Origin of the sequence: Peiella sedimenti (assembly GCF_030504955.1) — a bacterium.
Taxonomy (GTDB): domain Bacteria; phylum Pseudomonadota; class Alphaproteobacteria; order Caulobacterales; family Caulobacteraceae; genus Brevundimonas; species Brevundimonas sedimenti.
Window position 1 is genome coordinate 1 of sequence record NZ_JAUKTR010000002.1, and the last position, 11,768, is coordinate 11,768.

The window sequence follows — 11,768 nt, forward strand, 5'->3', positions numbered from 1 at the left end:
GCGGTCCCCCTCCCCATCTGGCGATGGGGAGGAGACAGGAAGGTCTAGGCCCCCTCATCCGGCGCTTACGCGCCACCCGTCGGCGGCTCGTATACGAGCCTTCTCCACCCGCGAGGGGAGAAGGGATCGGGGCCTCATCTCTCAGCCGCTGGAATGCCGGGCGGACCCCCTCAGTAGTCCCACCGGGGCGCAAGGCGGTCGCGCAGGTTGGCCACCTCGATCTCGGCGTCGCGGATCAGAAAATCGATGCGGTCCACCTCGTCCAGCGCGCGGCGACGCTCGCGGCGCAGATCGCGGATGGTTTCCCGGATCGCGTCCTTCTGGTCGTCGGTCAGGCCGTCGGCGCCGAGCCGCGCCTCTTCCGCCGAGATGCGCGAATCGAGGTTCTGGACGCGCGCCACGGCCGTGCTGCGGTCGTTGCGGTAGTTGTTGAGCGTCACCTGGGCGTTCCAGACGATCTGGCCGTCGGAATAGGCCGCGACGAAGTCCCGCTCGAGCCCGGCGGGACAGACGCCGCCGTAGGAGCCGCCGCTGGAGCCCACGCGGAAGCCGTTGCCCGGCGTGCAGTAGGTTTCGAGCCCGCGCTCGCGGCCGCCCAGATAGGCCTGGGTGTCGGGCGTGACCCCATGCCGGGCGCAGGCCTCCACATGCTCGCTGAGCCGCGAGGTCTGATAGCCGCGCTCGCCGTCCGCCACGCCGATGCCGTACCAGTCGCCCACCAGGCACTGTTCCTCGCTAAGGGTGGCGCAGCTGCCCATCAGGACGGATGCGGCGCCCGCGACGGCGGCGATGATGACGGCGCGTTTCATGTCGTGATCCCCCGATCCCCGAAGCCTCGGCCTTATCCAAACATGATCCCGAGGATCGGCCAAGCTTGCGCAGCGAACGGTCCGGCCCTTGAATGGCGACGCTGCCGTCCCCGGGGGAGTTCACACATGCGCCGCAGAACCTTTCTGGCCGCCCTGCCCGCCCTGACCGCCACGGCGGCCGCGGCGGCGCCGACCGTCTATCCAGGCGTGGGACCGGGCGACCGCATCGCCGGCGCCAGTTTCGCGGGCCGCTCCACCGTCTGGGGCGCCAATGGCGCGGCGGCCACGGCCCACCCCATCGCCACCCTGATCGGGATCGACACCCTGCGCCGGGGCGGCTCGGCCATCGACGCGGCCATCGCCATCAACGCCGCCCTGGGCTTCCTCGAGCCCGTGGCCAACGGCATCGGTGGGGACGCCTTCTGCCTGTTGTGGGATCCGCGCTCGGGCCGGGTGGAGGGCATGAACGGCTCGGGCCGCAGCCCGCGCGGCCTGTCGCTTGAGACCGCCCGCAGCCGGGCGCGGAACGGCTACCTCCCCTCCTTCGGCGCGGTCACGGTCAATGTGCCCGGAACCGTCGACGCCTGGTGGAGCGCCCACCAACGCTACGGCAAGCTGCCCTGGGCCGAGGTGCTGATGCCGGTGGCCGAGCTGTGCCGGCGCGGCGCGCCCGTGCCCCAGACCATCGCCTGGTATCTGGAGCGCAACATGACCCGCTTCACGCCCGAGAACGGCGTGGAGGAGGTCGACAACGCCTTTCGGGTCTATGCGCCCGGGGGCCGCACGCCGCGCGAGGGCGAGGTGTTCCGCAACCCGGACCTGGGCGGCACCTATGAGCTGATCGCGCGCCAGGGCCGGGACGCCTTCTACGAAGGCCCGCTGGCCGAGCACATGGAGCGCTACTTCGCCCGCATCGGCGGCTGGATTACGCGGGCGGATCTGGCCGCGCATCGCACCGAATGGGTCGACCCGCTGACCAGCAACTATCGCGGGGTGGACGTCTATCAGCTGGGGCCGAACACCCAGGGGCTGTCGACGCTGCAGCTGCTGAACATCGCCGAGCAGTTCGACCTGAGGGCCATGGGCTTCCAGTCGGCGGCCTCGATCCACCACCAGGCCGAGGCCAAGCGCCTGGCCTTCGAGGACCGCGCGCGCTGGTTCTCGGACCCCGACTTCGCCGACATCCCGGTGGAGCGCCTGATCTCCAAGGACTACGCCGCCGAGCGGGCGCGGCTGATCCGGCCGGACCGGGTGATGGATCGCGTCTTCCCGGGCGACGCCCCCCATCAGGGCGACACCACCTATTTCAGCGTGGCCGACGCCGACGGCATGATGGTCAGCTGGATCCAGTCCAACTATCGCGGCATGGGCTCAGGCCTCGTGCCCGACGGGCCGGACGGCCGGACCTTGGGCTTCATGTTCCAGGACCGGGGCGAGCTGTTCTCGCTGCGGGACGGCAGCCCCAACCTCTACGCGCCGGGCAAGCGGCCCTTCCACACCATCATCCCCGGCTTCGCGGTCAGGGACGGCCAGCCCTGGATGGCCTTCGGCGTGATGGGCGGCGGCATGCAGCCGCAAGGGCAGGCCCAGATCGTCATCAACATGGTGGACTACGGCCTGGGTCCGCAGGAGGCGGGCGACGCGCCCCGCTGGCAGCACTACGGCTCGTCCGAGCCCACGGGCCAGCCCGCCGAGGGCGTGGGCCGGCTGCATCTGGAGACGGGCGTGCCGGAGGCGACAAGGACCGAGCTGGCCGCCATGGGCTGGGTGCTGGGTCCGCCGGACGGCGGGTTCGGCGGCTATCAGAACGTGATCCGCCAGATCAACGAGGACGGCTCCTGGACCTATGGCGCGGCCTCGGAAATGCGCAAGGACGGCCTGGCCCTGGCCTATTGAGGCCAGGCCGGCGCAGGGCCAGCGTGGCCCTGAACGAGGGGAGACGTGAGATGCGCCTGATCCTGATGCTGCTCGCCCTGGCCTTCGCGGCCGCGCCCGCCGCCGCCGAGCCGCGCGTCATTCGCGAGGGCCTGGCCAACATGACCGGGACCTATGAGTACATCCTGCGCTCGGAGATCACCGGCCAGGACTATCTGGTCCAGGTGGCCGAGCCGGTCCGCCCCGTGGGACGCGGCCAGAAGGCGCCGGTGGTCTTCGTGCTGGACGGCAACTACTTCTTCGGCATGGCCACGGACGTGGCGCGGAACCTCCAGATCGTGCGCGAGATTGGTCCGGCCTGGATCGTGGCGGTGGGCTTTCCCGGCGAGGGGCTGGGCCCCTGGATCGACGGCCGCAACCGCGACTACGTCCATGTGGTGCAGGAGGACGGCGGACGCCGCACGGGCGGCGGGGGCGAGGGTTTCCAGCGCTTCCTGACCGAGGAGCTGCGGCCGTTCCTGGCCAGCAACCCCTACATGGATCTGGACCATACCGTTCTGTATGGTCACTCGGCGAGCGGCCTTTTCACCGCCCGCGTACTGTCGACTCACCCCGAGGCGTTCGACGGCTATCTGATCGGCAGCCCGGCCGTTTTCGTGGAGCCCGCCATCATGGACCGCATCGCCGCCTGGCCCGGTGGGGCGCAGCGGCCGCGCGTCTTCCTCGGCTATGCGGGCGGCGATATGGAGGCGCGCATCCTGGCTGACATGCCGCGCCTGACCCAGGCGCTGGAGGCCGGCGACCGCTACGATCTTCAGGTCCGGGCCTTTCCGGACCAGACCCATGTCAGCGTCGAGGGCGTGCTGTTCGCCAACGGCCTGAAGTTCCTGCTGCCCCCGCCCGCCCCATGACCAGGGATGAGGTCGCCGCCCTGATCCTGTCCTTCCCGGGCGCCGAGGCCTCGACCTCCTATGGCGAGCCGTCCTTCAAGATTCAGGGCAAGTTCTTCACCTGGCTGCGGCCGAAGCTGGACCAGAGCCTGGTGGTGCATCTGGACTCCATCGACGAACGCGAACTGCTGATCGAGATGGACCCGGAGACCTTCCACTTCACCGACCACTATCGCGACCATCCGCTGGTGCTGGCGCGCATCGCCACGGTCGATCCGGCCTGGCTGAAGGTCATGCTGACCCGCCGCTGGCGGAAGGTCGCGCCCGCGCGCCTTCGCAAGGCGCATCCGGACCTATTGAACTGAAGGCCCCGCCGGGCCATCACGGCCCATGGCCTACAAGTCCCTGCGCGACTTCCTGACCCTGCTTGAGCGCGAGGGCGAACTCGTGCGCGTCTCGCAGCCCGTCTCCACCATGCTGGAGATGACCGAGATCCAGACACGCCTGCTCCGGAACGGCGGACCGGCTGTGCTGTTCGAAAAGCCGGTGCGCGCCGACGGCCAGGTCAGCGACATCCCGTGCCTGGTCAATCTGTTCGGCACGGTGAAGCGCGTCGCCATGGGCGTGACGCTGGGAAAGCAGATGCGCACCACCGGCGCCGAGCTGCGCGAGGTGGGCGAGCTTCTGGCCTTCCTGCGCCAGCCCGAGCCACCCCGCGGCCTCAAGGGCGCCGTCGAGCTGCTGCCCCTGGCCCAGACCGTGCTGTCCATGCGGCCCAAGACCGTCAGCCGCGCGCCCGTGCAGCAGGTGGTCCTGACCGGCGACCAGATCGACCTGTCCAAGCTGCCGATCCAGACCTGCTGGCCGGGCGAGCCCGCGCCGCTGATCACCTGGCCGTTGGTGGTCACCAAGGGGCCGTCGAACGCGCGCGAGGACGACTTCAACCTCGGCGTCTACCGTATGCAGGTCATCGGCAAGGACCGGCTGATCATGCGCTGGCTGGCCCATCGCGGCGGGGCCCAGCACTACGGCCGCCACAAGAAGGCCGGCGCCCGAGAGCCGCTTCCGGCCTGCGCTGTCATCGGCGCCGATCCGGGCACCATCCTGGCGGCCGTGACGCCGGTCCCGGACACCCTGTCCGAATACCAGTTCGCCGGCATGCTGCGCGGCGCGGCGGTGGACCTGGTTCCGGCCAAGACCCAGCCCCTGATGGTCCCGGCCCAGGCCGAGATCGTGCTGGAGGGCCACGTCCTTCTGGACGAGTACGCCGACGAGGGGCCCTACGGCGACCACACCGGCTACTACAACTCGGTGGAGCGCTTCCCGGTGTTCCAGGTGACCGCGGTGACCATGCGCAAGGACCCGCTCTACCTGACCACCTTCACCGGCCGGCCGCCGGATGAGCCGAGCGTCCTGGGTGAGGCGCTGAACGAGGTCTTCATCCCGCTGATCCGTCAGCAGTTTCCCGAGATCACCGACTTCTGGCTGCCGCCCGAGGGCTGCAGCTACCGGATCGCCGTGGTGTCCATGAAGAAGGCCTATCCCGGCCACGCCAAGCGCGTGATGCTGGGCGTCTGGAGCTACCTGCGCCAGTTCATGTACACCAAGTTCGTCATCGTCCTGGACGACGACGTGGACGCCCGCGACTGGAAGGACGTCATGTGGGCGGTCTCCACCAAGATGGACCCGGCCCGCGACATCACGGTGATCGAGAACACGCCCATCGACTATCTGGACTTCGCCAGCCCGGAGAGCGGGCTGGGCTCCAAGATCGGGCTGGACGCCACCGACAAGCTGCCGCCGGAAACCCACCGTGAGTGGGGCCAGGTCATCCGCATGGACCAGGACGTCATCGACCGCGTGTCCGAGATGTGGGCCGACCTCGGATTGCCGGGTGACGGCGCCCCGATCTGGAAATAGGCCTCACTGGCTCCAGTAGGCGGCGTCGAGTCCGTCGAGGGCTGCGTCATGATCCGCATCGGAAAGGCCGTCCTCGACGCGGCCCACCAGGGCGCTGGCCAGAGGGGCCGTGACCGCCGGGCTCCTGGGCCAGCCGAGCTCAGTCTCCACATGCCAGATCAGGGGCTGGACGCCGTTGACGGCCCGGGTCAGCGCCGAGAGGAGGAGGTAGGACGCGGCCCCTTGAGCCTCGCCGGTTCGCCAGGCGGCCCACCGGCCCCGGGCCACGGCCAGCTGGCCATGAAACTCGACGGCGCGGCCCATGATCTCAGGGTCGAGGCGCCATAGCTGGGAGACGAGGCCGGGATAGGTCTGCGGCGCCCCGAGCGGGTGACGGTCTATCAGCGCCTGATCCAAGGCCGGGTCCGCGGCGGAGCGGCGCGCCACGGCCTCGGCCAACTCGACGGCCTCGCGACACAGACCCCGGGTCTCGTGATGCAGGGCCATCAACAGGCCGCGACGACGCCGCCGCTCGACGAGCGCCATCCAGGCGAAGCCCAATAGCAGAAGGCCGGCGGCGGCGAGCGCCGCCAGATCGCCCAGGTTCATGCTCGCCCTCCACGGTTGTCTCCCCACCCTAGCCGGGGCAGAGTCCGCTTGGCGACAAGTCAGGGGTGCTGACCGCACCAGTCTTGCTCAAGACTGCGCCGCCCTCCTAAGCTGAGCCGCAGGTGGGGAGGGCTGATCCTTGAGCGCGTTCGAGTTCTTCTTCAGCTTCTACGGCCTGTTGCTGGGCCTGTCGGTGGCCGCCATCGCCGTGGGCGTGGCCACGGCCATTCAGCACCGCAAGCGTATCCGCGTCGGGCGACTGACGCCCTTGCTGGGCCTGTTCGTCATCCTGGACATCGCCACCTTCTGGGATGCGGCCTGGGTCAACTTTCGCCACCTGCCCTTCAGCTATGGCCTGCTGGTGGCGGGGCTGGCGGTGGCGCTGATCTACTTCATGGCCGCGTCTCTGGTTTTTCCCCACGAGATCGAGGAGGGCATGAACCTCGACGACCACTTCTGGGACAACAAGAAGCTGGTCCTCCTGCTGACCGCGGCGGCCAATGTGCTGCTGGTCATCGCCGCCATCATCGCCCATGCGCGGACGCCCGGAGGGCCGGTGCTGATCACCAGTTACGTCATCACGCTTCTGCTCTATCTGGTGCTGGTCGTGCCAGCGGCCTTCGCGAAACGGGCGCGCCTGTTCGTGGTGCTGACCGTGCTGCACATCCTGGTCTACCTGTTTTCCGCGGTCGGCTCCGCCGTCAATCCGGTCGACATGGTGGAGTTCGCCAACCAGCAGGCCGAGGCGCTCGAGGCCGCCCGGCAGGCCGCCGCGTCCCCCGCCCAACCTTGACCCTTTCGTTCAAAGGGCCGATGCGCATAGGGGCGGCCCTGGCCGTCGCCCTGTCGTTTCCGTGCCTAGCGAGTCCAGTCATGTCCCAGCCCACGACGCCCGCCCCCTGGGATCAGGCGTTCCTGCCGCCCGCGCTGGAATGGAACGGCGCGAGCCGCAGCCTGCTCCGCCCGGCCAGCGACCCGTGGGCCACGGCCTTCGAGCAGGACCCGCAGCGCGACTTCAGTCCCGACTATGCGGCCACTCGCGCCTGGTTCGACCGCCTCAACGAAGCGTCCGACCTGATCCGCATCGAGGAGTTCGGCGTCAGCCCCGAGGGTCGGGCCATCTATGCCGTGATCGCATCCAAGGACGGCGCCCAGCTGGACCCGAACAAGCCCCTGCTGCTGGCCCAGGCCGGCATTCACCCGGGCGAGATCGACGGCAAGGACGCCGGCATGATGCTGCTGCGCGACATCGCTTTTTACGGACGGGACGACCTGCTCGATCGGGTCAATCTGATCCTGATCCCGATCCTGTCGGTGGATGGGCACGAGCGGGCCTCGGCCTATTCCCGCCCGAACCAGCGCGGGCCGCGCATCCAGGGCTGGCGCAACACCGCCACGAACCAGAACATGAACCGCGACTTCATGAAGCTGGACCAGCCGGAGACCCAGGCGCTGATGCGGCTGCTGAACCGCCATCGGCCGGACCTTTACATCGACATCCACGTCACCGACGGGATCGACTACCAGTACGACGTGACCTACGGCTGGAACGGCGAAGAGGGCGCCTATTCGCGCAGCCCCGCCACCGCCGCCTGGCTGGACGCCCAGTACCGGCCGCAGCTGGATGCGGCGCTGGAGGCGCAGGGGCACATTCCGGGCCAGCTGGTCTTCGCCGTCGATGACCGCAACCCCCGCGCGGGGCTGTCCGAAGGCGGTCTGGGCGAGCGCTTCTCCAACGGCTGGGGCTCAGCGGCGCACATCCCCACCATCCTGATCGAGAACCACAGCCTGAAGCCCCACGAGCAGCGCGTGCTGGGGACCTATGTGATGCTGGAAGCGAGCTTGCGCATCCTGGCCGAGGGCGCGGAGGGTCTGCGCGCCGCCGTCAGCGCCGACGAAGCCCTGCGGCCGGCCGAGGTTCCGGCCAACTTCCAGTCCGACGCCGAGCCGTCCTTAACCCGAACCTTCAAGGGCGTGTTGTTCGAGACCTATGACAGCCCCGCCTCGGGGCGACAGGAGGTGCGCTGGCTGGGCCGCGCCGATCCGGAAGCGTGGTCGATGCCCTTCTACGGCTCGCACCCGACGCTGAGCCTGCAGCGGCCTGAAGCCTATTGGGTCCCGTCCTATCGGGCCGACCTGATCGAGCGCCTGCGCCTGCACGGGCTGGAGATGGAGACCCTGACCGAGCCCCGGACAATGTCGGTGGAGATGCTGCGCCTGGGCGAGCCGGTCCTGGCCGATGCGCCTTTCGAAGGCCATGTGGCCATCACCGTGACCGAGGCCACGCCCGAGCGGCGCGACTGGACCTTTCCGGCGGGGTCGGTGCGCATACCCACCGACCAGCCGCGCGGCGACATCGCCGTCCTGCTGCTGGAGCCCCTGTCGAGCGAGAGCTTCTTCGCCTGGGGCATGCTCCCCGAGGTGCTGAGCCGCGTGGAGTACATCGAGGGCTACGCCATCGCGCCCCTGGCCGAGGCCATGCTGGCCGCCGATCCGGCGCTGAAGGCCGAGTTCGAAGAGCGGCTGCGCGGCGACAACGCCTTCGCCTCGGACCCCGAGGCGCGGCTGGGCTGGTTCTATGAACGCACGCCCTTCTACGACGAGCGCTTCCGCCTGTACCCCGTGGGCCGCGAGACCGCCCCCTGAAGGAGGGCCGACCATGTACGACCTGACCGCCGCCAAGGCCCTGGCCCTGTGGGCCGCGCTTCACCTGGTGCTGCTGCTGTTGCTGTCGGGCCGGGTCGTGCGGCTGCGGCGGCGTCACCGGGTGGCTATCGGCGATGCGGGCGTGCCCGAACTGACGGCCGCCCAGCGGGCCTTCGGCAACGCCGCGGAGTACATCGGGCCGACCCTCGGAGGCCTGGCGGCCCTGGTGCTGGTGAACGCGCCGGCCCTGCTGATCCATGGGGTCGGCGCCCTGTTCTTCGCCGGACGCGTCCTGCACGGCTACGGCATGAGCCAGACGGTCCAGCCGGGGCGAGGCCGCGTGCTGGGCATGATGCTGACCTACACGGCGCTGATCGCCCTGGTCGCCTCGCTCGTGGTCTATCTGATCTGAACCGGTTGCGGCGGCCGGGCCGGTCGGCCATATCGGCGCCCATGGCTTCCTCCCCCAACCCCGATCCGGCAGAGCTGCTGGAGGATGTGGTGCGCGCCGCGCTGAAGGCCGGCGCCGACGCCGCCGAGGCGGTGACCGCCGAGCGCCGCGCCCTGTCGATCGGCGTGCGCATGGGCGCGCTGGAGGAGGTGGAGCGCGAGGAATCACGCGACCTGGGCCTGCGCGTCTTCATCGGCAAGCGTCAGGCGACGGTCTCCTCCTCGGACCTGTCGGCCGAAACCCGCGAACGGCTGGTGGAACGGGCTGTGGCCATGGCGAAGCTGGCGCCGGAAGACCCCTGGTGCGGCCTGGCCGATCCCGACCTGCTGGCCAGCGGCGAGGCGCCGGATCTTGACCTGTTCGACGCCGACGAGCCCGACGCCGCCCGGCTGGAGGCCCGCGCGCTGGAGGCCGAGGACGCCGCCCGCGCGGTTGAGGGCGTGACCAACTCCGAAGGGGGTTCGGCCAGCTGGTCCATGGGCCGATGGCGGCTTCTGACCTCCGACGGCTTCACCGGCGTCTATCGCGGCACGGTGTCGTCCACCTCGGCCAGCGTCATCGCCGAGCGCGACGGCGTCATGGAGCGCGGCGGCGAGGGCCGGGCCGCCCGCTATGGCTCTGACCTGCCTTCGCCGGCCCTGCTGGGCCGCGACGCCGGCGAGCGGGCGGTGCAGCGGCTGGGCGCCCGCAAGCTGAGCTCGCGCACCGCCCCGGTGATTTTCGAGAACCGCATCGCCGCCTCGCTGCTGTCGCCCATCATCGGCGCCGTCTCGGGCCCGGCGGTGACGCGCGGCGTCTCCTTCCTCAAGGGGAAGCTGGGCCAGCGCATCCTGCCCGAGGGCATGGATCTGATCGAGGAGCCGTTCCGGCCGCGCGGCCTGGGCTCGACGCCGTTCGACGACGAGGGCGTGCGGGTTCAGGAGCGCAAGCTGGTGGACGACGGCGTCCTGACCACCTGGCTGCTCAACACCTCCTCGGCGGCGCAGCTGGGTTTGCGCTCGACCGGCCACGCCTCGCGCGGCCTGGCCGGGCCGGCCGGCGTCTCGACCCACAACCTGCATCTGAAGCCGGGCGAGCGCACCCTGGCCCAGCTGGTGGCCGACGCCGGTTCGGGCCTGCTGGTCACCTCCATGTTCGGCCCGTCGCTGAACCCGGACAACGGCGACTGGTCGACCGGCGTGTCGGGCTTCTGGTTCGAGGACGGCGAGATCGTTCATCCGGTGAACGAGGTGACGGTGGCCGGCTCGATCCCCGACCTGCTGATGCGGCTGGTCGCCGGATCGGACCTGGAGTTCCGCGGCTCGACCAACGCCCCTTCCCTGCTTATCGACGGCGTCGCCATCGCTGGCGCCTGACCCCTCAAGAGAGACCGAACGCCATGCCCGACAAGCAACTGCTCCACATCGTCTTCGGCGGCGAACTGAAGGACCTGGGCGGGACCGAGTTCCGCGACCTGTCCAAGGTGGAGTTCGTCGGCGCCTATCCGAACTATGAAGAGGCCCGCAAGGCCTGGAAGGCCCGGGCCCAGGCCACGGTGGACAACGCCCTGATGCGCTACTTCGTGGTCCACGCCCACCGGCTGCTCGATCCCGAGACCGACGAGCGCTGAGGAACAGGCGCCCGGCTCACGGGTTGTCCACGGTGAAGCCTGGAGACCCTCATGAGCATGACCACCCTGATCGCCGTCCTGATCCTGATCGCCGCCGCCGCGGCCGTGTGGTTCGTGGCGCGGCAGGCCTCGCGCGGCAAGGGCCGGGCCGACCGGGCCCTGGACGAGGGCGACACCGCCTGGAACGACCGCATGACGCCGGCCGACAAGGCCGCCCCGGACTCCGAGCGGCGGCCCTAGGCTATTCGCGCCGGAGCAGCTTTTCCGTCAGCAGGGTCCCCAGCCACGAGCTCTGGAACTCGGCCTTGAGGGCGTCGGGGTCGTAGTCGGGGCTCTGCACCCAGTCGAGGAAGCTGATCCCACTGGGCTCCACGTCCTTCACATAGCGGTCGAAGACGAAGTCGAGCACGCCGGTCTTGCCCTGGCGCATGTGCAGGGTCCGCAGACCCAGCTCCTTCATGGCGACGCTGATGGGCTCGCCCAGGTGGAAGTGGCGATACAGAACCGCCATCAGCCCCGCGCGGTCCGCGCCGGACTTGCAGTGCATGAGGGCGGGGTATTCGATGGTCTGGAAGATTTCCCTGGCCCGCAGCACACGCGCGGCCGAAGGCGCCTCGCGCGAGCCCAGGGGCGCGTCGATCAGGGTCAGGCCCAGCTCCTCGCAGGCGGCCTTCTCCACCGCGTAGTAGGCTGAATCGAACCCGCCGCGCAGGTTGATGACGGTCCTGATTCCCAGGTCACGCCAGCGCCGCAGCTGAAAGGGCCAGGGCTGGTTCGTGCGCACCATGTCGGGGCCGATCCAGTGCGCATTGGTGAAGGCCAGGCGCAGAAAGCCATGGTCGCCCCACATGAAGGCTCTGGCCGCGCGTTTGCGGCCCTCGGGCGTCGTCAGGTCGTGTCCGGCCATGGCGGCTAGATAGTCGCACCAGGCCCCGCCGTCACCCGCCGCTTGACTTGAAGGCCGGTTGGCCCGACCGAAC

Annotated in this window: 13 protein-coding genes; 10 read left to right on the plus strand and 3 right to left on the minus strand. The window is 69.8% G+C overall.

Features of this window, described 5'->3' with window-relative positions; translation table 11 throughout:
* Positions 1-170 precede the first annotated feature (170 nt).
* The gene (locus Q0812_RS05015) at positions 171-809 is read right to left on the minus strand and encodes a DUF2799 domain-containing protein (RefSeq protein ID WP_302109219.1); all 639 of its coding nucleotides are present in this window, start codon (positions 807-809) and stop codon (positions 171-173) included.
* A 126-nt stretch (positions 810-935) separates the two neighbouring features.
* Between Q0812_RS05015 and Q0812_RS05020 the strand changes: the two genes are divergently transcribed.
* The 4 genes from Q0812_RS05020 to Q0812_RS05035 are packed head-to-tail and all read left to right on the plus strand — an operon-like array spanning position 936 to position 5,494.
* Complete coding sequence (locus Q0812_RS05020; protein ID WP_302109220.1) at positions 936-2,705, plus strand: gamma-glutamyltransferase family protein; 1,770 nt, start codon at positions 936-938, stop codon at positions 2,703-2,705.
* Positions 2,706-2,755: 50 nt separating this feature from the next.
* The gene (locus Q0812_RS05025; protein WP_302109221.1) at positions 2,756-3,595 is read left to right on the plus strand and encodes an alpha/beta hydrolase; all 840 of its coding nucleotides are present in this window, start codon (positions 2,756-2,758) and stop codon (positions 3,593-3,595) included.
* Positions 3,592-3,939 (plus strand): MmcQ/YjbR family DNA-binding protein, encoded by a 348-nt coding sequence (locus Q0812_RS05030; protein WP_302109222.1) that lies wholly within the window; start codon positions 3,592-3,594, stop codon positions 3,937-3,939. The genes Q0812_RS05025 and Q0812_RS05030 overlap by 4 nt, the downstream gene beginning before the upstream one ends.
* A gap of 25 nt (positions 3,940-3,964) precedes the next feature.
* The gene (locus Q0812_RS05035; protein WP_302109223.1) at positions 3,965-5,494 is read left to right on the plus strand and encodes a UbiD family decarboxylase; all 1,530 of its coding nucleotides are present in this window, start codon (positions 3,965-3,967) and stop codon (positions 5,492-5,494) included.
* Between the two features lie 3 nt (positions 5,495-5,497).
* Here Q0812_RS05035 and Q0812_RS05040 read toward each other — a convergent pair whose 3' ends face one another.
* Entirely contained in the window at positions 5,498-6,082 is a 585-nt protein-coding gene (locus Q0812_RS05040; protein WP_302109224.1) for a hypothetical protein, read from the minus strand.
* A 139-nt stretch (positions 6,083-6,221) separates the two neighbouring features.
* Between Q0812_RS05040 and Q0812_RS05045 the strand changes: the two genes are divergently transcribed.
* From Q0812_RS05045 to Q0812_RS05070, 6 genes are all read left to right on the plus strand, one after another.
* Entirely contained in the window at positions 6,222-6,875 is a 654-nt protein-coding gene (locus tag Q0812_RS05045) for a hypothetical protein (protein ID WP_302109225.1), read from the plus strand.
* Between the two features lie 80 nt (positions 6,876-6,955).
* Positions 6,956-8,728: a M14 family metallopeptidase gene (locus Q0812_RS05050; RefSeq protein ID WP_302109226.1), complete on the plus strand. Its 1,773-nt coding sequence runs from the start codon at positions 6,956-6,958 to the stop codon at positions 8,726-8,728.
* Positions 8,729-8,741: 13 nt separating this feature from the next.
* Positions 8,742-9,140: an MAPEG family protein gene (locus Q0812_RS05055; protein ID WP_302109227.1), complete on the plus strand. Its 399-nt coding sequence runs from the start codon at positions 8,742-8,744 to the stop codon at positions 9,138-9,140.
* A 41-nt stretch (positions 9,141-9,181) separates the two neighbouring features.
* Positions 9,182-10,534: a TldD/PmbA family protein gene (locus Q0812_RS05060; RefSeq protein WP_302109228.1), complete on the plus strand. Its 1,353-nt coding sequence runs from the start codon at positions 9,182-9,184 to the stop codon at positions 10,532-10,534.
* Between the two features lie 23 nt (positions 10,535-10,557).
* Entirely contained in the window at positions 10,558-10,788 is a 231-nt protein-coding gene (locus tag Q0812_RS05065; protein WP_302109229.1) for a DUF4170 domain-containing protein, read from the plus strand.
* A gap of 51 nt (positions 10,789-10,839) precedes the next feature.
* Positions 10,840-11,028, plus strand: a complete 189-nt coding sequence (locus Q0812_RS05070; protein ID WP_302109230.1) for a hypothetical protein — start codon at positions 10,840-10,842, stop codon at positions 11,026-11,028.
* 1 nt (position 11,029) lies between these two features.
* Here the strand turns inward: Q0812_RS05070 and Q0812_RS05075 are convergent, their stop codons facing one another.
* Positions 11,030-11,695 carry a fused DSP-PTPase phosphatase/NAD kinase-like protein gene (locus tag Q0812_RS05075; protein ID WP_302109231.1) on the minus strand — a complete coding sequence of 222 codons (666 nt, stop codon included), beginning with the start codon at positions 11,693-11,695 and terminating at the stop codon, positions 11,030-11,032.
* Positions 11,696-11,768 lie beyond the last annotated feature (73 nt).

Bases quoted from the DNA above. Each gene is read 5' to 3' on its own strand.
- Q0812_RS05015 (WP_302109219.1), bottom strand. From the start codon at position 809: ATGAAACGCGCCGTCATCATCGCCGCCGTCGCGGGCGCCGCATCCGTC.
- Q0812_RS05020 (WP_302109220.1), top strand. From the start codon at position 936: ATGCGCCGCAGAACCTTTCTGGCCGCCCTGCCCGCCCTGACCGCCACG.
- Q0812_RS05025 (WP_302109221.1), top strand. From the start codon at position 2,756: ATGCGCCTGATCCTGATGCTGCTCGCCCTGGCCTTCGCGGCCGCGCCC.
- Q0812_RS05030 (WP_302109222.1), top strand. From the start codon at position 3,592: ATGACCAGGGATGAGGTCGCCGCCCTGATCCTGTCCTTCCCGGGCGCC.
- Q0812_RS05035 (WP_302109223.1), top strand. From the start codon at position 3,965: ATGGCCTACAAGTCCCTGCGCGACTTCCTGACCCTGCTTGAGCGCGAG.
- Q0812_RS05040 (WP_302109224.1), bottom strand. From the start codon at position 6,082: ATGAACCTGGGCGATCTGGCGGCGCTCGCCGCCGCCGGCCTTCTGCTA.
- Q0812_RS05050 (WP_302109226.1), top strand. From the start codon at position 6,956: ATGTCCCAGCCCACGACGCCCGCCCCCTGGGATCAGGCGTTCCTGCCG.
- Q0812_RS05055 (WP_302109227.1), top strand. From the start codon at position 8,742: ATGTACGACCTGACCGCCGCCAAGGCCCTGGCCCTGTGGGCCGCGCTT.
- Q0812_RS05060 (WP_302109228.1), top strand. From the start codon at position 9,182: ATGGCTTCCTCCCCCAACCCCGATCCGGCAGAGCTGCTGGAGGATGTG.
- Q0812_RS05065 (WP_302109229.1), top strand. From the start codon at position 10,558: ATGCCCGACAAGCAACTGCTCCACATCGTCTTCGGCGGCGAACTGAAG.
- Q0812_RS05070 (WP_302109230.1), top strand. From the start codon at position 10,840: ATGAGCATGACCACCCTGATCGCCGTCCTGATCCTGATCGCCGCCGCC.
- Q0812_RS05075 (WP_302109231.1), bottom strand. From the start codon at position 11,695: ATGGCCGGACACGACCTGACGACGCCCGAGGGCCGCAAACGCGCGGCC.